The organism is Clostridium sp. UBA5988 (genome assembly GCF_002435615.1).
GTDB lineage: Bacteria > Bacillota > Clostridia > Clostridiales > Clostridiaceae > Clostridium_J > Clostridium_J sulfidigenes.
Window position 1 is genome coordinate 1 of sequence record NZ_DJBA01000077.1, and the last position, 19694, is coordinate 19694.

At 28.0% G+C, this 19694-nt stretch carries 27 protein-coding genes and 1 pseudogene; 27 read left to right on the top strand and 1 reads right to left on the bottom strand.

The window, feature by feature from the left end:
• Positions 1 to 47 precede the first annotated feature (47 nt).
• The 27 genes and pseudogenes from B3J31_RS16445 to B3J31_RS16575 all read left to right on the top strand — a co-directional run bounded on the left by B3J31_RS16445 (position 48) and on the right by B3J31_RS16575 (position 18316).
• Positions 48 to 281 carry a GNAT family protein gene (locus B3J31_RS16445; RefSeq protein ID WP_346867796.1) on the top strand — a complete coding sequence of 78 codons (234 nt, stop codon included), beginning with the start codon at positions 48 to 50 and terminating at the stop codon, positions 279 to 281.
• Between the two features lie 66 nt (positions 282 to 347).
• Positions 348 to 593, top strand: a pseudogene (locus B3J31_RS16450) (helix-turn-helix transcriptional regulator); the annotation flags it as partial.
• 9 nt (positions 594 to 602) lie between these two features.
• Positions 603 to 1430: a GNAT family N-acetyltransferase gene (locus B3J31_RS16455; RefSeq protein WP_346867794.1), complete on the top strand. Its 828-nt coding sequence runs from the start codon at positions 603 to 605 to the stop codon at positions 1428 to 1430.
• A gap of 153 nt (positions 1431 to 1583) precedes the next feature.
• The gene (locus B3J31_RS16460; RefSeq protein WP_150843937.1) at positions 1584 to 1904 is read left to right on the top strand and encodes a hypothetical protein; all 321 of its coding nucleotides are present in this window, start codon (positions 1584 to 1586) and stop codon (positions 1902 to 1904) included.
• 112 nt (positions 1905 to 2016) lie between these two features.
• Positions 2017 to 2547 carry a GNAT family N-acetyltransferase gene (locus tag B3J31_RS16465; RefSeq protein ID WP_346867793.1) on the top strand — a complete coding sequence of 177 codons (531 nt, stop codon included), beginning with the start codon at positions 2017 to 2019 and terminating at the stop codon, positions 2545 to 2547.
• A 248-nt stretch (positions 2548 to 2795) separates the two neighbouring features.
• Positions 2796 to 3419: an HAD family hydrolase gene (locus B3J31_RS16470; protein ID WP_346867792.1), complete on the top strand. Its 624-nt coding sequence runs from the start codon at positions 2796 to 2798 to the stop codon at positions 3417 to 3419.
• 92 nt (positions 3420 to 3511) lie between these two features.
• A complete protein-coding gene (locus B3J31_RS16475) occupies positions 3512 to 3826 on the top strand; it encodes a GNAT family protein (protein WP_346867791.1) in 315 nt (104 codons plus the stop codon).
• 49 nt (positions 3827 to 3875) lie between these two features.
• Positions 3876 to 5153: a S8 family serine peptidase gene (locus B3J31_RS16480; RefSeq protein ID WP_346867790.1), complete on the top strand. Its 1278-nt coding sequence runs from the start codon at positions 3876 to 3878 to the stop codon at positions 5151 to 5153.
• Between the two features lie 291 nt (positions 5154 to 5444).
• A complete protein-coding gene (locus tag B3J31_RS16485; RefSeq protein ID WP_346867789.1) occupies positions 5445 to 5954 on the top strand; it encodes an NUDIX domain-containing protein in 510 nt (169 codons plus the stop codon).
• Between the two features lie 181 nt (positions 5955 to 6135).
• Positions 6136 to 6684 (top strand): 2'-5' RNA ligase family protein, encoded by a 549-nt coding sequence (locus tag B3J31_RS16490; protein ID WP_346867788.1) that lies wholly within the window; start codon positions 6136 to 6138, stop codon positions 6682 to 6684.
• A gap of 100 nt (positions 6685 to 6784) precedes the next feature.
• On the top strand, positions 6785 to 7993 hold the full coding sequence (locus B3J31_RS16495; protein WP_346867787.1) for a winged helix-turn-helix domain-containing protein: 1209 nt from the start codon (positions 6785 to 6787) through the stop codon (positions 7991 to 7993).
• Between the two features lie 193 nt (positions 7994 to 8186).
• On the top strand, positions 8187 to 8690 hold the full coding sequence (locus tag B3J31_RS16500) for a hypothetical protein (RefSeq protein ID WP_346867786.1): 504 nt from the start codon (positions 8187 to 8189) through the stop codon (positions 8688 to 8690).
• A gap of 42 nt (positions 8691 to 8732) precedes the next feature.
• Positions 8733 to 9119, top strand: a complete 387-nt coding sequence (locus B3J31_RS16505; protein WP_035131806.1) for a hypothetical protein — start codon at positions 8733 to 8735, stop codon at positions 9117 to 9119.
• A gap of 234 nt (positions 9120 to 9353) precedes the next feature.
• The gene (locus B3J31_RS16510) at positions 9354 to 9896 is read left to right on the top strand and encodes a hypothetical protein (RefSeq protein ID WP_150843925.1); all 543 of its coding nucleotides are present in this window, start codon (positions 9354 to 9356) and stop codon (positions 9894 to 9896) included.
• Between the two features lie 288 nt (positions 9897 to 10184).
• A complete protein-coding gene (locus tag B3J31_RS16515; protein WP_150843924.1) occupies positions 10185 to 11135 on the top strand; it encodes a DUF2935 domain-containing protein in 951 nt (316 codons plus the stop codon).
• Between the two features lie 320 nt (positions 11136 to 11455).
• Positions 11456 to 12781 carry an MATE family efflux transporter gene (locus B3J31_RS16520; RefSeq protein WP_346867785.1) on the top strand — a complete coding sequence of 442 codons (1326 nt, stop codon included), beginning with the start codon at positions 11456 to 11458 and terminating at the stop codon, positions 12779 to 12781.
• A gap of 28 nt (positions 12782 to 12809) precedes the next feature.
• Positions 12810 to 13097 (top strand): metal-sensing transcriptional repressor, encoded by a 288-nt coding sequence (locus B3J31_RS16525; RefSeq protein WP_346867784.1) that lies wholly within the window; start codon positions 12810 to 12812, stop codon positions 13095 to 13097.
• Positions 13098 to 13382: 285 nt separating this feature from the next.
• On the top strand, positions 13383 to 13526 hold the full coding sequence (locus B3J31_RS16530) for a hypothetical protein (RefSeq protein WP_346867783.1): 144 nt from the start codon (positions 13383 to 13385) through the stop codon (positions 13524 to 13526).
• Positions 13527 to 13670: 144 nt separating this feature from the next.
• Positions 13671 to 13895: a hypothetical protein gene (locus tag B3J31_RS16535; protein ID WP_346849012.1), complete on the top strand. Its 225-nt coding sequence runs from the start codon at positions 13671 to 13673 to the stop codon at positions 13893 to 13895.
• Positions 13896 to 13954: 59 nt separating this feature from the next.
• Positions 13955 to 14566, top strand: a complete 612-nt coding sequence (locus B3J31_RS16540) for a class I SAM-dependent methyltransferase (protein ID WP_346849008.1) — start codon at positions 13955 to 13957, stop codon at positions 14564 to 14566.
• Between the two features lie 37 nt (positions 14567 to 14603).
• Positions 14604 to 14927 carry a hypothetical protein gene (locus B3J31_RS16545; RefSeq protein WP_346867782.1) on the top strand — a complete coding sequence of 108 codons (324 nt, stop codon included), beginning with the start codon at positions 14604 to 14606 and terminating at the stop codon, positions 14925 to 14927.
• Positions 14917 to 16122: a GNAT family N-acetyltransferase gene (locus B3J31_RS16550; protein ID WP_346867781.1), complete on the top strand. Its 1206-nt coding sequence runs from the start codon at positions 14917 to 14919 to the stop codon at positions 16120 to 16122. The genes B3J31_RS16545 and B3J31_RS16550 overlap by 11 nt, the downstream gene beginning before the upstream one ends.
• Before the next feature lie 17 nt (positions 16123 to 16139).
• On the top strand, positions 16140 to 16271 hold the full coding sequence (locus tag B3J31_RS16555; protein ID WP_278245231.1) for a hypothetical protein: 132 nt from the start codon (positions 16140 to 16142) through the stop codon (positions 16269 to 16271).
• A gap of 159 nt (positions 16272 to 16430) precedes the next feature.
• Positions 16431 to 16772: a hypothetical protein gene (locus B3J31_RS16560; RefSeq protein WP_346867780.1), complete on the top strand. Its 342-nt coding sequence runs from the start codon at positions 16431 to 16433 to the stop codon at positions 16770 to 16772.
• A gap of 80 nt (positions 16773 to 16852) precedes the next feature.
• Positions 16853 to 17140, top strand: a complete 288-nt coding sequence (locus tag B3J31_RS16565; protein ID WP_346867779.1) for a hypothetical protein — start codon at positions 16853 to 16855, stop codon at positions 17138 to 17140.
• A gap of 5 nt (positions 17141 to 17145) precedes the next feature.
• Positions 17146 to 17340 carry a GNAT family N-acetyltransferase gene (locus B3J31_RS16570; RefSeq protein ID WP_346867778.1) on the top strand — a complete coding sequence of 65 codons (195 nt, stop codon included), beginning with the start codon at positions 17146 to 17148 and terminating at the stop codon, positions 17338 to 17340.
• Positions 17341 to 17509: 169 nt separating this feature from the next.
• Positions 17510 to 18316 (top strand): hypothetical protein, encoded by an 807-nt coding sequence (locus tag B3J31_RS16575; protein ID WP_346867777.1) that lies wholly within the window; start codon positions 17510 to 17512, stop codon positions 18314 to 18316.
• A gap of 78 nt (positions 18317 to 18394) precedes the next feature.
• On the opposite strand, the gene B3J31_RS16580 is transcribed toward B3J31_RS16575, so the two are convergent.
• Positions 18395 to 19660: an aminopeptidase P family protein gene (locus B3J31_RS16580; RefSeq protein ID WP_346867776.1), complete on the bottom strand. Its 1266-nt coding sequence runs from the start codon at positions 19658 to 19660 to the stop codon at positions 18395 to 18397.
• Positions 19661 to 19694: the final 34 nt, after the last annotated feature.

Genomic DNA, 19694 nt, shown 5'->3' on the forward strand with positions numbered 1-19694 from the left:
CAAAATAAATTGACGTATAACACCTTAAGGATAAAGTAAGCTTTTCAATTCAAATGAGACCAAGTTTAACAAGCAAGGGCATGGGAAAGGAATTTTTACAAGCTATTTTAGAATTTGCTAAGGAAAGGTACGATTTAAAAAATATAGAGCTTTCAGTTCTTAAATTTAATGAAAGAGCTATAAGATTATATAAAAGTTTAGATTTTAAAGTTATAAATGAATTCATAGGAAAAACAGTTAAGGGAGAAATGGAATTTATAACTATGTCAAAAGAATTATAAACAGAGTTCTTAGTATCAGTACTTTCGATACTTAGAACTCGTTGTCCATTAGGGTAGTCTTATATTTCCTTTGTTGTAGGGGTATCTCTATCTGAATATATTCGTCGTAGAAGATTAACTCTTGCAGGATTAGATTTACAAAGTAGCAATAAAAAAGTTATTGATATTGCTATAAAGTATGGATATAATTCGCCCGATGCATTTACTCGTGCTTTCGTCGGAATGCATGGTGTAACTCCTAAGGTAGCGCGCATTTTAGGAGTAAAACTTAAAGCCTATCCACCCATCACTTTTCATATTTCAATAAAAGGAGTAGTATAAATGGATTCTAAAGAAATATTAATGCTTATAGCTAATATATCTCCCCATGCAAAAGAGTATGTAGAAAAAGCGTTTGAAAATAATCAAGTTGATATAATATATTCTGTATCAACAGAGGAAAATAAGGGAGTATTTATAGCTGTTGACAATAAAGATTGTTGCATTTTTTATGCTTATTTTCTTAATGAAAACAATATAGATCAAATTTTAGATATTATAAAAAATAAGACTAAAGAATATATTTTTAAATTTTACTCAAAAGAAATATGCTTTAACGTGTACGGTAATAATCTAAAAATAATTAATGAAGTGAGAAAATTAGGTTTTAAAGTAGATGTTGAAGGATATCATCTTGAATTCATTGGTAAAGAGTTACCCAAGTTAAATTGTTGTAATTTAATTGATAAAGGATTCAAAAGTGATATGTTAAAAGAATTTATTAACTTATTTGATAGTTCATATTATCAGTTAAATATAGATAATGGTTGGCAGGTAAATACTAATGCCATAAATGAAGAACAATTTTACAAAAAGCTTATTGATTTAGATGAGCATAGCCAAGTACACTCATTCTGGATAAATAATGAGTTGGTAGGTGCATATATTTTCTGCCAAAACTATATAACTGATATTGTAGTTAAACCTACAGTTCAAAATAAAGGATATGGAAGTTATATATTAGCACATTGTATTAGGAATATGAGTATGAATGAATCTATTACAAACATAAGACTTCGAGTAGCTAAATCAAATACTGGTGCTAAAAAGTTATATGAAAGAAATGGTTTTATTGAAATTGCTTATTTTTCAGAACATACATATGAATAAACATGATTAGCTTATTAAATTTAATACCTGAACTATTTGTAGGGATGTTAGTAAGTAAATATAAAAAAAGAGAATAATCAATATTAAATAGTTCATGATATTTTTATGAATGATGCATTTCTAAGATAGTGAAGCAAAGTTAAGGAGAAAATTATGAATGATATAGAACAAGTATTACAGACAGAATATAGTGAAGAATTTGATAAACTAAGAAAAAATAGAATGTTCGTCAGTTATCATAAATACGGTCCTATAAAAAATAACTATGGTGAGGGTTTAATTAATTCAGTTGAAAATCTAGAAATAAGATTAAAAAAGTATAAAGAAACTGGTAATACAGAATTTTTAGTTGATGTTGCAAACTTCGCAATGATCGAATTTATGTATCCTAAACATAGCAATGTTCACTTTGATAGTGAAAACCATGGTACTAGATTAATGGGAATGACTGTTAATGACTTGAAACAGTTATGATACATAATTCAACTAAATAGTTAAGAAACAAAAAATAATGGTTGATAAAATTCTAGTGTAGATAAATGAGTTAGATAAGATATTTGTTTTTTTAGATATAACGGAGGTAAGAATGATAAAGGATATTATCAATGAAACAGGATTTAATATAGAAACAAGTAGGTTACTTCTTGTGCCTATTTCAGAAAAATTCGCATATGATTATTTTACTGAATTTAATGATGAAATAACAAAATACCAGTATCCAGAGCCTTTTAAAAGCCTAGATAGTACAAGAAAATTTATTGATGAGTTTACAGAACTTAAAGAAATGGGAACAAATTTGGTGTGTTGTATTTTAGATAAAGAATATAAATTCATTGGAAGTATAGAGATTCATCTGATAGACACTAAGACTCCTGAAGTGGGTTTATGGATACGAAAGAATGAACAACGTAAGGGGTATGGATATGAAGCTATTACTAGTCTAACTAACTTTTTTCGTGAACATATGGAGTTAGATTATTTTATTTATGAGGCAGATCGTCGTAATCCTAATAGTATTCAGTTGGTTAAAGCTCTAGGTGGAATAGAAGTTGGATTCAATAAAGCAGAAAGTAATTGTGGAAGTACTTTAGAGTTGAACATGTATTATATTAAATAGTAAGGTTATAAAATATCGGATTATTCAGAAATGAGTATACGATATTTTTTTATTCTCTAATTTTACTACATATACAAATATATGGATTATAATATGGTATAATTTTATTAGGATTACTGTTTCTGGAGAATGCTAGGGAGGGAGTTTAATGATACTTTTAAAAGAAGTTACGGAGAAAAATTGTAGATAAGTTAACTCACTAGAAGTAGTAAGTAATTATAATTATTCTATTAAAGAGAAGGGGAAATATGAAAATGGATAGTATTATTTTTGATTTAGATGGAACTATATGGGACTCAACATCTAGTGTTATAGATTCATGGAATAAAACTATAGGTAACTATGATGAGGTGATAAATAAACTTACGCTTGATGATATGAAGGGTGTTATGGGGTTAGTAATAGAGGATGTTGCATTAAAGTTTTTCCCATATTTAGAAGAAGAAAATAGACTTAAAATAGTTAAGCATTGCTGTAAGGATGAATGTATTCATTTAGGCAAACATGGTGCAATTCTATATGATAGGGTAGAGGAAACTTTAAAGGAATTATCTAAAAAATATAAATTATTTATTGTTAGTAACTGTCAATGTGGATATGTAGAAGCCTTTTTTAAATCACATAAGTTAGATAAATATTTTATAGATTATGAGAATGTAGGAAGAACAGGTTTAAGTAAAGGTGAGAATATAAAACTAATAATAAAAAGAAATAACTTAATTAGTTCAGTATATGTTGGTGATACTGAGGGAGATTTAAAAGCATCACGAATTGCTAATATACCCTTTATATATGCACGATATGGTTTTGGGGAAGTTAAAGAATATGATTATGTAATTAATAGCTTTCACGAACTTTTAAAGTTTGTGTAACACTATAAGAACATATGTTTATAAATTATAATACATAGATTTATTAACAATTTGTAGATTATATCGTGAAGTAAAAAGGGGGAGTATAATCAATGAAACCTTATGAGAAACTAAAAAAGTTTTACAAAAAAGGTAAATTTGAACTTGGACTTGCCCTTGCTAATAATGATTATAAGGGATTAGGGTATGGAACTGAAGCGGTTAAATTGGCAATAGACTATGTATTTAATACATTAAAACTTAAATGTATATATGCTGATACGATGGACTCAAATAAGAGAATGAAAAGTATATTTGATAAATTTGGATTTGAGTTTATAAATAGAGAAGAGCATTTTTATGATATGCATGATAGATGGGAAGATAAGTTAAATTATATATTAAGAAATCCAGAGGTACTGTACTAACTAAAGAAGATGATAATATTGGGGAGAAAAATGAAAGGGTGGATATTAAATGAAAAGAAAGTTAGCAATAGTGTTATTGGTAGCAGTATTTGCAATAAATATCACTGCCTGCAATAATAAAGTTAACAGCAAAGAAAAAATTTCTACTAATGATAATGTTAAAGAAGAGGTAAAAATTGAAAGATTTCCGTACATGGCTGATTTTGGAAGAGGGAGTATAAATAACATTGAAGAACTCAAAGATCAGTGGGGAAAAAATAGTAGTGATTTAAGAGGATATGACCTTGAGAAACTTGATTTATCTGGGGAGAAAGATAAGCTTTTAAATTCAGTGTTTGATAGTAAAACAAAATGGCCAGGGAAACTTCCAGAAGAGTTTAACCCTGAAAGTTTTTTAGAGTTTCATAAAAATCCAGGTCTTGAAATAAAAAAACTTCATGAAAGAGGAATAACTGGTAAGGGCATAAACATAGCATTTATCGATTATTCTCTTTTAGTAAATCATGAGGAATATCATGATAGAGTAAAGATGTATGAAGAAATTCATTATGAACCAGAAGAAGCACAGATGCATGCTCCAGCAGTGGCATCAATTGCAGCAGGTAAGAATACTGGAGTTGCATCGGAAGCAGATTTGTATTTTATAGCATGTGAAAATTATAACTATATTGATAATGAAACGGAAATAGATTTTTCTTGGACAGCAAAAGCAATTGAAAGAATTATTGAAGTAAATAAATCTTTGCCAAAGGATGATAAGATACGAGTTTTATCTATATCAGCAGGATGCAAGCCTGAAAGTAAGGGGTATAACGAATTTATAGAAGCAGTTAAAAAAGCAAATAAAGAAAATATATTTGTTATAACAGTAAATATGTTTGACACATATGAGGATAAGTTTTATTTCCATGGATTAGATATAGATTCCCTTGCAGATAAAGATGATATTTCTAATTATAAAGTTACAGAATGGAAAAAGTGGGTATCGAAAATAGAGCATATTGATGAACTTAATAAGTATTATGAAGAGAAATTTAATATGGACAAACCAGAAGAATTATTACTTATTCCTATTGATTCTAAAACCGTAGCTAGTCCTACAGGAGAGAAGGATTATGTATTTTATAGAGAAGGTGGATGGAGCTGGTGTATGCCTTATCTTGCTGGACTTTATGCTTTAGCTTGTCAAGTAAAACCCAATATTACGCCAGAAGAATTTTGGAAACAAGCTCTTGCAACAGGAGATAGCAGACAAATAGAAAAGGGAACAGAAAAATATAAGGGAAAAATAATAAATCCTGAAAAATTAATCTCTAGTTTTGAATAAGAATGCAAATTTTATGACCCGGAGTTTGGACTTCTTGAAGAATGTCATCCTGATGGAAAGATAACATCATTCTTGGAGATTTATTAATATAGGTATATCTTATATTTATTCTAAAAATTATAAAAGTGGCTACTTCCATTTTGAAGTAACCACTTTGCTTTTTCTTGTAGAATAAATTAACTTATATATAAAATATATACATAGCATTAAAATAAATGTTACAATGAAAACATGCTTAAGCAGTGTTTATGTAGGTGATAAAATAATGATATTTTTATAGGAGGAAAACACATGGAGTATTTTGATATTTTAAATAGAGATGGTAGTAGAAGTGGTAAAATAGCACCAAAAGATGAAGAGCTTTTAGAAGGACAATATGATTTAGGAGCACATGCATATATACATAACTCAAAGGGAGAATTCTTAATTCAGAAAAGGTCAAAATCAAAACAGTTCTTACCTGGTGGATGGGATATTCACATGGGACACGTTATATCTGGAGAAACAAGTAAAGAGGCTATTATTAGAGAGATACATGAAGAATTAGGTATAAAGATAAATGATATAATTTTTCTTAAAAAAGTTTTATGGGAAAAATACAATCATTTCATTGATATTTTTGTATTATGTAAAGATATTGATATTTCAGATTTAACCTTACAAAAGTCAGGGGTAGACGATGTTAAATATATTTCAGCCAAAGAGATGATTAATTTGATAAAATCCATGGACTACAGACCTGAAGAATATAGAACAGTTATGAATGACTATGTTAATGAAATTATTTTAAACTTTAAGTAGAATAAAATAAATATGAAACTATTTATATATGAAAATAGTTACATAGGAAACTATACAACTATTTAACTATTTAAATAGTTGTTGTCATACCAAGGGTTTCAGCGAATTTCATATTTGAACAACATGAAATTCATAGCCATATTCATAATAAATTATATTTACATATGGAAGGAGAATTAGTATGAAATATGCAATAGAATTATACTTTGATAAGGAAACAGAGGAAAAAATTATTAAATTAGCTAAAGAAATTGCAAGAGAGGGAATCAGTGAAAAATATTTAGAATGGAAGACTCGTCCTCATATTACCATAGCTATATTTAATGATATTGATATTGAAAAGTGTGACGAGTTATTAAAAGAAATAGCTAAGGATACAAAATCATTTCCCGCTTTGCTTTCTAGTATTGGGGTATTTAATAATACCCCAACTGTATATCTTGCACCAGTTGTATGTGATGAATTAATTGCTTTACACAAAAATATACACGAAACCTTTGCGTTTTGTGATCATAGTGGTTGGGAATATTACACAGCTGGACAATGGGTACCTCATTGTGCCGTTATGCTGGGAAATGAAGATAAAGAATCAGCATTAGTAGAGGCTACAAAATACGTAATCGAAAACTATGAGGTTTTTCCAAACAGTAGATATGAAGAAATTGGTTTTGTTGAAGTTGTAATGCCTGTAAAAGAAATAAAACCTCATAAGCTCAATATTTTCATGTAATTATAATTATTATAAGAAGTTTTTCAGAATAATTTATTTAAAAATCTAGTCTTAAAATTGAAAATAATATAATAAATAAAAATTTTAGTGAGGAAGTAATATGAAAAAAATTACTATGTCAAAGGGCGAATTGAGAAAATTTCTGGTTATGTATCAAGGTTTATCTTCACCAAAATCTTTTGATGGTGAAGAGGGTATTAAGAATTTTATAAATAGAGTAGGGTGCATACAATATGATCCTTTAAATATGGTAGGGAGAAATGCTGATTTGGTGCTTCAGTCCAGAGTTGAAAATTATAACCCTATGATGCTAGAAACTCTTCTTTATGATAAAAGAGAGATCATAGATGGTTGGGATAAAATGATGGCTATCTATTCTGTCAATGACTGGCCTTATTTTGAAAGAGTTAGATTAAGAAGAAAAGAAGAGATTGAGAGAGTATTGAATCATAGAAATTCAATTGAAGCAATTAACTATGTTGATGTAGCAAAGGAATATATAGAGAAAAATGGTGCTACCTTGCCTTCAAAGCTGGATATTGGACGTGTGAAAAGTGGAGTTTGGGGTCATGGGAAACTTTCCAGCGCTACTATGGATTATATGTGGAATAGTGGAACTCTAGGTATTAAAGAAAAGAAGAATACTCAAAAAATCTATGACCTAATAGAGAAATTATTGCCTAAAGAAATACTGGAAATGAAAGATCCATTCAATAGTGATGATGATTTTTATAAGTGGTATTTTAAAAGAAGGATAGGAAGTATAGGGATTTATTGGGAGAGAAGTGGTGAAGGATGGCTTGGTCATTTTGTATCCGATAAAAATCTTAGAAAGAAAATATTAAAGGAGCTACTAGAGGATGGTGAGCTTATACTTGTAAAAGTAGAAGGACTAAATGAAACTTTTTATATAAGGGCTGACGATACATCAATGTTAGATAATCTTAATTCTAGTATTGATAAAAAAGCAAGTTTTCTGGCTCCACTTGATAATCTTCTTTGGGACAGAAAGTTAGTTAAAGATATTTTTGATTTTGAATATAGTTGGGAAGTATATAAACCTGTTTCAAAGAGGCAGTATGGATATTATGTATTACCAGTTTTATATGGAGATAAGCTTGTAGCAAGATTTGAACCTGAAATACATCGAGGAAATGAACCATTGATAATAAAAAATTGGTGGTGGGAAGAGAACTATCAAGTAACAGAAGAGGCTATAGCTGCTATGATGGGATGCTTTGAAAGATTCTGTAAGTATCTAAAAGCAGATGGATTAGAAGAAAGTTCATGGAGGAAAATAAAAGGCTAGACTATAGTTAATTTTTATTATGTAAAGTAATTGCTAGTAATTGACTAAGGAGTGATACTTATGATTATGCCAACACATATTGTTACAGGAGCAGGAGTAGTTGAAAATGATAAGAATGTTCAATATCTAGCATATGTTACAAAGCCAGAATTTGACTTACAAGTTAGTAGAAAGATATAGGGGTAATATTTAGATGAAAAAAATCTGTTTATTTAATGTAATTTCTATAACTTATATATTAATAATAATTTTATTGATAGCTATAAAAGTAGCTTTCAATCTATCACTAATTGGAAATTATACTAATACAGCTTTAATTATATTGGGGTTATATCTTGTTATTTTATATATAATTAAAGAAACACAATCTAGTAAAGTAATTGGATATATGGTGTTTATAGCGATCTCATTTTTAGTTATAACTTCTCAGTTATTGTTCTTTTCTAAAAAGGAGTTATATTTTCAGGAGCCTAATAGAGCAAATACTATAATAGTTGTTGAAAAATCATCACTATTAGATGGTTATAGTACTATATATGAAAAAAAGTATTGGTTATTTAAGAGAAGTGTAAACTGGAATAGGGTAGAGGGGCTTAATAATTTTTCAAGTGGACAATATACAATTGAATGGATTAGTGAAAGTTCTGCTATTATAAAATGTGCTGGTGAACATTATGGACAAGTTAATATAGATTAATAGTATTTCAATTAAATTATAAATTTAAGGAGGGTATTCATAATGAAAGTTACTTTAAATAATTATTATATAAAAAATTATGAAGATAGAAATAAAAAGCAAAATTCAAAAGGAGAATTTTTAAAATTATTGGAAGAATCAAAAGCTAGTAATACTGAAATAAAAACATCAGGTAAAAGGAAAATAGAGTACATACTTGAAGGTGGTATTATAAAAGTTTATGTTAGTGATGGTAAAAATCCACCTAAGTGTATAAAGAGTATTCCAGCAAAATCTGCATCAAAGGAATTATTGGCAAGGGTGAAATGCTTAACAATAGCAGATTCTTTATACATTAATGAATTAATGAAGTCTAAAGGGGAATCTGATGAAAAGGTAAGTGGAGATACTGCCATTAATGAAGAGAGCATGATAAATAATTACGATTAAATTAAATATCTTAGGGATGATAAGGAAATACGAGAGAGTTAGAATGTTAAGTTTAGTTGACAAATTTCCATTTTAACTTGATAGAAAAGGTGTTTAGTATACTGAAAAGTGAATAACGTAGGGTATAAACTATTAGATTTGGTATAATATTTGGTACATTTAGGATAAAATGTAACCGTTGTTTGTTATATGCTACATTATTAATTGTTAATATAGAAATAAGGGGGAAATGTTGTGAATAAAAAATTTTTTAAAATATTATTAACTATCATGATACTAATGATTATAGTGTTAATAGGATCATTAACTTTATTACGATATTATACACCATCAAAGGATGGTATTGTCTATACAGAAAATTTAGATAGAAAAAATTTAGACTTAGTAATTTCAGATTACATTATTAATAATTATTTTAAATCCAATAATTTTAGTTCTAATAATTTATCCTCAAAGGAATCACATGAAGTTCATAAAATATATGGTATAGATGAAAAGTTCGGACTTAAATACGTATATATGTATACGTTATTTGGGGAATATGAAATTAATAATAATGATAAAAAGGAAATTAGTGGAGGTGCAAATCCATTAGTTATTATCTTGAAAGAGGATGAAAATGGCATGTATTCAGTGGTGAATCATAAGGCTCCTTGGGATGGTGAAGATTATCCAACATCACTAAAAGTTATATTTCCTAATAAGTACCTAGTAAATATAAATGAACAAGAAACATTAAAAGAATTAAATAAAAAAATGGATTCTCAATTAATGTAAGGTAAACAAGTATACAACGAAAGACTTATTGAAAAGAACTTTCATGAAACTTTTAAAATTGAGTTTGGGTTTGACGACGTAGATACTGTTTTAGTTTTAAAAGATATTCTTTACCAAAAGTATAAAATGGCAAAAAAGAAAAACAACCAATAAGAACGTAATTTGTGGTAATTTTAATATTAACAAGGTGTATTAGTATATTTTGTAATAAAAATTAATTAAATTGCTTTGTCAGTATATAGGTATAAGCATATATTGTTAATGAAGTATTATTTAAAGGGAGAAAATATGTTATCTAAGGAGAAGTTTATTAAACAATCGCTAGAATTAAATCTATTCTTTTTAAGAATAATGAAGGAGCATCTAGTTTTTGTTGGTGCATCATTAATGCCTAGATCTCAAAATTACCTTCATTATGCAGATATGTTAAAGGAACAACTAGATGGATTGCTTAGAAAGACTATAAAATTATCTAGTGGAATTATCGATCCAAACATTGGTAATACAGGGGAAATAATTACAAACTATACACTAGAAGCAGAAAGAGCTACAGAATTTTACACTGGAATTAATATCAATACAAATACAACTGAAATGGAATTATCTTTAGGAGATTATCAAAATAGTAAAACTCTAGATGGTTTATCAGAAGAAGTATTTTATTTAAATAAAGAGATTATTCATGTAGTAAATGAAACAGCTAAGTTAAAAAATAAAATAAAAGTAAATGTATTAAAGTGCAAGATGTTTACAGGTTCATATCCTCTTTTAGTGGATCATATTTTAAGAGAAGCAATGTTCTATCTTAGAATGTTAGGAAGGTTACAGGAAAGAGTTGAGATGGACATTAATAAAGCGATGATTGAGCAAGAAGTCTCTTGGAATAGAAATATGGCTGATCATTCTAAATTTATTAGAGGCTTTTTAGATCCAACAGAAGAGGAATTATTTAATGTTGCTAACAAGTTTGGTAAGCAATTTGATAGATTGACAGAAGAAGCACTTACTATGCACGATAATACAATTTCATTAGCACATATATCCACTGTGACTGAGGAGAGTAGAGAGGCCACTAAAGATATTAGAGATTTCAAGATGAAAGGAACAGAAGGATTACTAAATTGTAAGATTAAGTCCATAATTTTACCGCTCTTAGGAGATCATGTTCTAAGAGAAGCAAATCATTATCTAAGATTGCTAAATAGTTACAAAACAAAAACATATTCTTCATATAGATAAAATTGATATAGGAATAAATGGATTTCTAAAATACTGTGAAATTTAGTGATGAATTTTACGGTATTTTTATTTTTCAATAATTAACTTGTAAATAAGCTACTTATAATTTATATGGTATAATTTACATATAATAAGCGTGCAAAATGGTATTGAATATAGGCGATTAATTTATCATATGCATTAATAAAGTCAAAGAAAATATTTATAGTTTGGTATTATAGAAGTTAAATGGATAATTTTACAAAAATTCTTGAAGTGTATTTTAATAAATGATACCCTTATATTATCCCCTATGGGGGGATAATATAAGGAGGGATAGAATGAATTGGGCAAAGAAAAATAAAGATAATATTATTACTATATTTTTGTTATCAATTCCTGTAATAATAGAAAATATTCTTCAAACACTACTGGGAACGGTAGATACTTACTTTGCAGGACAGATTAATGATAGTGCAATTGCAGCAATTAGTGTAACTAATTTAATTGTTAATGTGTTCATTGCTTTTTATACTGCTATAAGTATAGGAACTAACGCAATTATTTCAAGAAATGTTGGAAGATGTGATTTTGAGGAAGCAAATGCCACCATAAAACAATCCAATATATTAGGTATTATAATAGGAATATTAGTTGGAGCAGTCAATTTAATATTTTATAAACCGATATTAATGATTTCAGGTGCTTCAAATGAAATATTAAGTTATACAGTACCATATTATATGGTTGTTGCAGTTCCATCAGTATTTCTTTGCTTATCACTTATTCTATCAAGCTGTTTAAGAGCAACTAAAGATACTAATACACCAATGATAGCAACGGGGATTGCTAATGTGTTAAATATATTTTTAAATTATATTTTTATAAAATTAGGATTGGGGATTCTGGGGTTAGGTTTAGCTACAACTATTTCACGTATGATAAATGTTTTAATTCTTACATTAAAGCTAGTAAATGGTAGTGTTATTAAGCTTGATTTGACAAATATAAAGATTAAAAAAGATATAATTAAATCCATCATGAGAATTGGAATACCAGCTGGAATTGAAAAATTAGTTATGAGATTAGGTCAATTAGTATACAATAGCATGATTATTTCTATTGGTATATCAGCATATGTAGCCCATAATATAGCAGGCAATATTGAAAGCTATTCCTATATACCTGCAATGGGTTTGGGGGTTGCTACAGCTACTCTTGTTGGTATAAGTCTTGGAGAAGATAATACTAAGAAAGCTAAAAATATTGTTATTTTATCGGATTTCATCGCAACTATTTTTATGATTATTATTGGAATTATATTTTTTATATTTGCTCCACAATTTGCAAGAATATTTACAAATACAAAAGAAATACAAGAAATGGTTGTAAAAGTATTAAGGTTGATTGCGTTATTTCAGCCATTTGCAGCAATTACTCAAGTATTTACCAGTGCATTGCAAGGTGCTGGAGATACAAAATTTCCAATGTATGCAACACTAATAGGAATTTGGTGTGGAAGAGTAGTAATTGGATATTTACTAGGAGTAACATTTGGATTTGGATTATTGGGAGTTTGGCTTGGGTATGCTTTAGATATTACAATTAGAGGTATAATTTTATTAAAACGTTTCTTAAGTGGAAAGTGGCAGAAAATCAACATATAATTTAAATATAACAAAAGGAGATAAATTTATGAGTGATGAACATGGACATAACCATACACATAAAAATACTAAAGCTGTAATAAATAGATTATCAAGAGCTATAGGACATTTAGAGGCAGTGAAAAAGATGGTTGAGGAGGGTCGTGATTGCAGTGAAGTATTAGTACAGGTCTCAGCAGTAAAATCTGCAATTAATAATATTGGTAAAATAATTTTACAAGATCATATTGAAAATTGTGTTGTTGATGCTGTAGAAACAGGAGATAAAAAAGTTCTCACAGATTTAAATGATGCAATAGGTAAATTTATTAAGTAAATCCTAAAATATTTTTAATAATACTAATTACAATTAGTTTAAATATCACATGTTCTAAAAGGAATGTGTGATATTTTTTCATTTAATAACCAAGCTATATTACAATTCAAACATTGAAATGTAAATAGTTGATGTTGGAAACATAATAGTAGAAATTAGAAGAATATGATATATTTTGGGATTTTCATTAAAATTATATGTTATAATTTTCTTAAGGAATTATTTGTAATTATTTTAAATATATAGTAGTTATTCAAAAATAGATATGTTAAGGAGATTTATATTATGAAGGCAGAATTATATGAAAAAATTTTGGAAACTGAATTGAAATATATAAAATGTTTTTCAGATTATACTGAACTGAAGAAATCAATCATTTTCAAATACTTGATGATGGATACAAAGCAGATGTACAAGCAAATAAGGTAGCTATGGGAGAAGAGTTTGTTTTAAAAAGAAGCAAAAGAAAGATGGAAGTATATAAGGATTCTAAAGTTATATGTTTTAATAATGGTCAATGAAGCATTGAAGATATTGACTAAATTTTGTTTTAAGCAAAAAGGAGTAAAGATTATGAAAGAAAAAATAAAAAAACTTTTAGGTGCAAATATGGACATAGATTTAACAAGTAATGACAAGGTTGATTGGAAGCAAAGTCGTTGTCCTTGGAATGAAAAAGAAGGTTCTAATACACATAAATGTGCAGTGAAAAATACTTCAATATGTGAATATTTTTGTGGTATTGAGTACCTCGATACAGTAATTTGTTGTTTTCCTAATGAAAACCCCAATAGATGATATATAACTAAAGGTAAACAAATAGCAAAAATTTAAAGTATAAGGAGTATTAATAAATTATGCATAATCTTATAAATGCTATTCCGTTATATAATTTCTTAAAATATTGTAATAACAATTCCTCTGAGAAAATTATATTAGACTGTGGTGCTGGTGGTTCTAATCCACCTCTTTCTTTGTTTTATGAATTTGGATATGAAACTTATGGAATTGAAATATCTGAAGATCAACTAGAAAAAGCAAGGGCATTTTGTATAGAACAAGATAAAGATTTAAATATCATATTTGGTGATATGAGAAAAATACCTTTTGAAAATGAGTTTTTTAGTTTTTTGTATTCTTATAATACATCTGTTCATATGAAAAAAGAAGATTTCTCACTTGCTTTATCAGAATTTTATAGAGTGTTAAAACCTGGAGGACTATGCTATGTGAATTTTTTAGGTGAAGAGTGTGATACTTATGGCATAGGAAAAGAAATTGGTGAAGGGGAGTTTTTACAAATTGAAGATAATGATGAAGTGATCTATTGTCATTATAAGGATAACGAAATTGAGCAAGCCCTTACAAAATTTGAAGTTATATATAAGGAAAAGAAATCAGTAAAAAGAAATATCGATGATAGAGAAAATACATCAGTTTATCTTGAATATATACTAGTGAAAAAGTAATTGTATGGGATTAGTTGTATTATTGGAGGATGAATCAATGATTGAAATTAGACAATTAAAGGAATCAAATGGGCTTTGGGTATATCCTGACCAGCGAAATAGGGGGATTTCTCTCATGATGATTATTTACACATTGGATTTCTACATGGTTATGGGTATGGAAAAGATTGTTGTCTATAACCATCATTATGCAGCATCAAATCAGTTTTATCACAAATTTTGTGGACAAGTTACAAAACAAGAATATCAGATGGAGGATAAACTTTTGGTGGATGTATTCTTAACAGACATATTATCAATGAAAAGTAGAATGGAGCAATCTCTAAAGAAATATATAGGAGAATATGCCTATGAAAATTAAAAAAATTAAAGCTGAGAATATTGAGCAAGTAAGGGAGCTACACGTATATTGTACAGGCCGTCAGTGGACTGATAGTAAACCAGCAAAGGATGAATTATCATTTTATACTCCTGATGAAATATTAGGAATGTTTGATGAGGAGAAACTAGTAGCTATGATAAGGAACTATACATTTAATCAGTCAGTGAGAGGTGTAATTAAGAAGATGGGAGGGGTTTCCCATGTGGCTACTTTTCCTGAATATCGTTTGAAGGGATATGTAAAGGACTTAACAAAAGCAGCATTTTTAGATATGAAAGAAAAAAATCAATCTGTTAGTTTATTACATCCTTTTAAAGAAAGTTTTTATAATTCTTTTGGGTATGTGGGTACAAATGACAATTTGCTAATTAAAATTTCTTTAGATGGATTTTTTCATTATTTAAAAGATATATCAAAAATAAATGGTGAATGGGAAGATAAAAGAGTAAGAGCTATTGAGGTGCAAGAGGAATTTGAAGCATTTAAATTTGAACTTGATTTGTTGGAGCATCATGGACTTGTTTTTCTCAATAATATGTCCAAGGAGTATTGGATAGAAGATCATGGTGATGTAATTGTAGTATTTATAAAGAAAAATAATAAAACTATGGCAGCAGCAAAGTATATTAAAATAGGATCAGGAGAAAATGGAAAAATTTTTGTGGCAGAAATGTATTGGAAAGACATAGAAAGCAGAGTGATGTTATTCAGATATTTTGCAAAGCATAAAGACCAATTTTCACATATAGAATTAAGAGTTCCATATGGTACTAATTTTTGGACATGGTTGAATGATCCAATGAGGCCTTTTGAAGTAAAGATTAACAATAATCCATGGATGGTAAGAATTATAGATGCAGTAGAAGCAATGAATGATATTAATGTAAATTTAGAAGGTCACATTATTTTAGAATTATATGATGAACATTGTCAGTGGAATAATGGTATTTATAAGTTAGAAGCTGTGGATAAGAAACTAAAAATGAGTAAATATGAGAGTGGAAAACCACATGTAAAGATGGATATAAAAGGGCTTACCGCACTATTGTATGGTGTATATTCTGTAGAAGAGCTTGAATTTAAGGAGTGGATTATACTATTAGATTCAAAGTTTAAAATAATATTAGACCATTGGTTTCCTAGAAAGTTTCTTTATAATCCATATTATTTTTAATGGTGTAGTTTGTAATAATGATTTTTAAAAGATTTAACATGGAATTTTATAATTGCAGTATAAGTATTGTTAAATGTGATGAGATAAGTAATAAGATAGCTGTGAAATGCATTAATGATACAGGGCATTTGGACGAAATAGGAGAGTAGAAGTTATAGGAAGAGTAGATGGGCTTTGAAGCTGATACTCCATTATGCTAATAAAAAATGATATTCATGGAGATAATTAGCTTTTAATTTGAACATATGTTATAATATGGTAAAAAAGGTTGTGCTTATTAAATATTGTGTAGCATTGGGGGAGTTAAAATGAAAATAAAATCACATACGAAACTTAATTTATATTCCTTTATATCTATTGGGATTAGTGCAGTTATATATTTTATATTTATGATCATGGATATATTTTATCCACCTAAAGATAATGAGTTATTTTTACTAATCACCATATCATTAATTTTAGTAATTAGTATTATTGGAATGATATATAGCATTTTAAGTTCAAAATCACTAAGAGAAAGAGAGATTAGTAATATATGTGTTCCTAAAGTGGATTTATTTTTAACAATCGCTGCCCTAATTATAAATGTTGGTATTGTAGTTTTAACCCTACCAGCGCTTATTATTACTATAAAATTTATGTATTTTTAAGTGAAATATATTTGTATGTAGGTTATAAAATTTTTGAGTTTGATATCTTGTACTAATTATTTATAAAGGAGGATAAGTAAATGAGCATACAACTTAGAAAGAGGTTGATTAACCAAATAGAAAAACCGTTTCAATTTAAAATCAGTGAGCTAGTTTTAGAAGGAGAAGAGTTAAAAAGTAAATTAAATACTTATCTATCAATGTTTATAGAGGGAACCTTAGACCCTGACCTTTCTGGTAAAAAACCAGATAAGTTTATTGAAAATCTTAGGAATAATATTTTAGGAGATTTTTCAAAACGATATATTATAACTGCACAATGTAAGGATGAAGTGATAGGTATTTTAATAGCTTACCTGGAAGTGTGAATGAGATGCATATTTATTCACTGCATGTTGCACCAGATCATAGAAATAAAGGAGTTGCTTCTACACTATTAGCTACCTGTGTAAATGATATGCATAAAAAGGATATAGAAGATATTATTATAGATGTACATATAGACAATAAACCTGCCTATGATCTATATAAAAAATTTGGATTTATTGAAGTTGAGAATATAATTTAATAAAGGAATAATGTTAAGTATATTAAAGCCATAGATATTAATAATTAAATTAAATAAAAAATAATAATGAATATTTAGAAAATATGCTATAATAGAAATATTAAAAACAGAATAATTATAATTTAGTTTTAATAGTGGTAACAATTATCTAAAGAACGGAGGAAGGCTTTTGATATACATTACAGAACCTGGATTTGAACCGAAACATATAAATCCATTTACAGATGAAAGATATACTGATGATTGGATTATATTTTGCTTAACTAATTCTAAGAATTATGAAATAACCAATGGAAGAGGAAATTCATCTGTATATACTTTAAAGGTAAGTAAAAAGTGTAAGCAATGGGAATTTAATCTTATGGATTTTATAGAATATGAAAATAGCTATTGTAAAAATATGATTTTGTCGGTAAATGAGGAAGACTTAATTAAAGCAAAGGAAGCATATGAGAATCATCATTATAATGAAGCTTTTTTAAGGGGAAATGAACCTAGGGTTCTTATTCATAGTACCACAATGGAAAATTGGGAAAAAATTAAAACCGATGGATGTTTAAAGTCGTGGAATATACTAAAAAAAGAAGGCAGTAATTACAAGGACAAGCCTATAGGTGAGCTTCTTGGTGATCCAAAGGACTATAGTGATTATATTATGTTTTCTAATGGGAATGTTTCAAGTGAAGTCGTTGTATTATCCAAGGAAAATAATAAAATTATTATGGATGAGAAAATGAAATATAAAACAGGTGCAAGGTTATATTTTGATATTGAAAAAATAGCTAAAGATGGATTATTAGTTCGTGATGGTTGTCATCTAAAGGTAAAGAGCATGTTACCCCTAGATAAATATCTAATCTGGACTGCTACATGGGAAAATCTTAATATAGAAAATAAATATTCTACACCTGAAAACTTTACAAAAATAGCAAATGAGACCTTCAATTCTCTCTTTGGAGATGCACTTATTAAATAAAAGTTTATATATTAAAAAAGGAGAGAAATAAATTTGTGTTTACACAAACTTACTTACTCTCCTTTATATTTTAAATGATTAATAAATTTTTTGTTTTTGACATTTCTTCATAAATTCTTCGATTTCTTCAACAGTTTTTATAATCTCATCAGACAAGACTTTACATCCATTTTTAGTTATAACTACATCATCCTCAATTCTTATTCCTATGCCTTCTTGGGATAAATATAGGCCAGGTTCTACTGTAATTACCATGCCTTCCTCAAAAGGAGTATCATAATCTTCTACATCATGGGTATCTAGTCCTAAATGATGACTTACTTGATGATAGTAATAATTAGACAATTCACTTTCATCTTTTATTATACCAAGGTCAATCAATCCTTCTGTTAAAGCTTTTTTTGTAACCTCATTTATTGACTGAAAAGTATGACCTGGTTTAAGAGCTTTTATAGTTTCAAGTTCAGCATTTAATACTATATTATATATTTGCTTTTGTCTTTCAGTAAACTTACCGTTAACAGGGAAAGTTCTAGTTATATCTCCATGATAATAATTCCATGCTGCACCTACATCACATAAAACCAAAGAGTTATCATCAATTTCACAATTATTCTGTTCATAGTGAAGAATTGTTCCATTTTTTCCACTGGCAATTATACTTGGAAAGGCAAAATCTTTCACACCATTGTTTTTTAATGAAAAATCGAAATAGGACTCAAGTTGATATTCCATAATATTAGGTTTAGCATTTTTCATCATCGCTTCTATTCCTAATTTAGTTTTCTCTATAGCAGATTTAATTTCTTTAATTTCCTCTTTTTCTTTGCACATTCTTAGAATAGATAACTTAGGATATACGTTGTGTATAAATACCTGAGAGTATCTTTCCTTTAAATCTTTGGCAAAGCAACCATTAGTAGTTAAATCATCTTCATAGGCATCTTTTTCTAAATCTAAATATATATGGACTAAATTTTTAGTTGATATTAAACTATTTAAATCTGTTTTAAAGTCATCTATAAATCTAATATCATTTATTCCAGATATTTTTTTAGCATCCTCAACATTAATACTCTTACCTACCCACTTAGCTCTTTTTTCATCAAATTTTCTGATATAAAGTCTTTCTTCTATATTCCCATTTCTATCTTTAATAACTACAAGATTTATATGCTCTTCATCAACTCCACACAGGTAATAGAAATTTCTATTTGGTGTGAACTTATAATTATAGTCATTTGATTTCTTCGGTGCTTTTCCAGCAAGCATTATTAATATGGATCCATTAGCTAATTCCATTGATAACTTTAGCCTATTCTTCTTGAAAAAATCTTTATTCATCTCAAACAACCCCTTCATTAAGTAATAGATAATA

Excerpts from the sequence above, each read along its gene's own strand:
- B3J31_RS16580 (WP_346867776.1), bottom strand. The coding sequence starts at position 19,660 with ATGAATAAAGATTTTTTCAAGAAGAATAGGCTAAAGTTATCAATGGAA.
- B3J31_RS16490 (WP_346867788.1), top strand. The coding sequence starts at position 6,136 with ATGAAATATGCAATAGAATTATACTTTGATAAGGAAACAGAGGAAAAA.
- B3J31_RS16555 (WP_278245231.1), top strand. The coding sequence starts at position 16,140 with ATGATTTTTAAAAGATTTAACATGGAATTTTATAATTGCAGTATAAGT.
- B3J31_RS16470 (WP_346867792.1), top strand. The coding sequence starts at position 2,796 with ATGAAAATGGATAGTATTATTTTTGATTTAGATGGAACTATATGGGAC.
- B3J31_RS16515 (WP_150843924.1), top strand. The coding sequence starts at position 10,185 with ATGTTATCTAAGGAGAAGTTTATTAAACAATCGCTAGAATTAAATCTA.
- B3J31_RS16565 (WP_346867779.1), top strand. The coding sequence starts at position 16,853 with ATGAGCATACAACTTAGAAAGAGGTTGATTAACCAAATAGAAAAACCG.
- B3J31_RS16540 (WP_346849008.1), top strand. The coding sequence starts at position 13,955 with ATGCATAATCTTATAAATGCTATTCCGTTATATAATTTCTTAAAATAT.
- B3J31_RS16570 (WP_346867778.1), top strand. The coding sequence starts at position 17,146 with ATGCATATTTATTCACTGCATGTTGCACCAGATCATAGAAATAAAGGA.
- B3J31_RS16525 (WP_346867784.1), top strand. The coding sequence starts at position 12,810 with ATGAGTGATGAACATGGACATAACCATACACATAAAAATACTAAAGCT.
- B3J31_RS16485 (WP_346867789.1), top strand. The coding sequence starts at position 5,445 with ATGGAGTATTTTGATATTTTAAATAGAGATGGTAGTAGAAGTGGTAAA.
- B3J31_RS16455 (WP_346867794.1), top strand. The coding sequence starts at position 603 with ATGGATTCTAAAGAAATATTAATGCTTATAGCTAATATATCTCCCCAT.
- B3J31_RS16505 (WP_035131806.1), top strand. The coding sequence starts at position 8,733 with ATGAAAGTTACTTTAAATAATTATTATATAAAAAATTATGAAGATAGA.
- B3J31_RS16560 (WP_346867780.1), top strand. The coding sequence starts at position 16,431 with ATGAAAATAAAATCACATACGAAACTTAATTTATATTCCTTTATATCT.
- B3J31_RS16545 (WP_346867782.1), top strand. The coding sequence starts at position 14,604 with ATGATTGAAATTAGACAATTAAAGGAATCAAATGGGCTTTGGGTATAT.
- B3J31_RS16480 (WP_346867790.1), top strand. The coding sequence starts at position 3,876 with ATGAAAAGAAAGTTAGCAATAGTGTTATTGGTAGCAGTATTTGCAATA.
- B3J31_RS16520 (WP_346867785.1), top strand. The coding sequence starts at position 11,456 with ATGAATTGGGCAAAGAAAAATAAAGATAATATTATTACTATATTTTTG.
- B3J31_RS16500 (WP_346867786.1), top strand. The coding sequence starts at position 8,187 with ATGAAAAAAATCTGTTTATTTAATGTAATTTCTATAACTTATATATTA.
- B3J31_RS16530 (WP_346867783.1), top strand. The coding sequence starts at position 13,383 with ATGAAGGCAGAATTATATGAAAAAATTTTGGAAACTGAATTGAAATAT.
- B3J31_RS16495 (WP_346867787.1), top strand. The coding sequence starts at position 6,785 with ATGAAAAAAATTACTATGTCAAAGGGCGAATTGAGAAAATTTCTGGTT.
- B3J31_RS16465 (WP_346867793.1), top strand. The coding sequence starts at position 2,017 with ATGATAAAGGATATTATCAATGAAACAGGATTTAATATAGAAACAAGT.
- B3J31_RS16550 (WP_346867781.1), top strand. The coding sequence starts at position 14,917 with ATGAAAATTAAAAAAATTAAAGCTGAGAATATTGAGCAAGTAAGGGAG.
- B3J31_RS16475 (WP_346867791.1), top strand. The coding sequence starts at position 3,512 with ATGAAACCTTATGAGAAACTAAAAAAGTTTTACAAAAAAGGTAAATTT.
- B3J31_RS16460 (WP_150843937.1), top strand. The coding sequence starts at position 1,584 with ATGAATGATATAGAACAAGTATTACAGACAGAATATAGTGAAGAATTT.
- B3J31_RS16535 (WP_346849012.1), top strand. The coding sequence starts at position 13,671 with ATGAAAGAAAAAATAAAAAAACTTTTAGGTGCAAATATGGACATAGAT.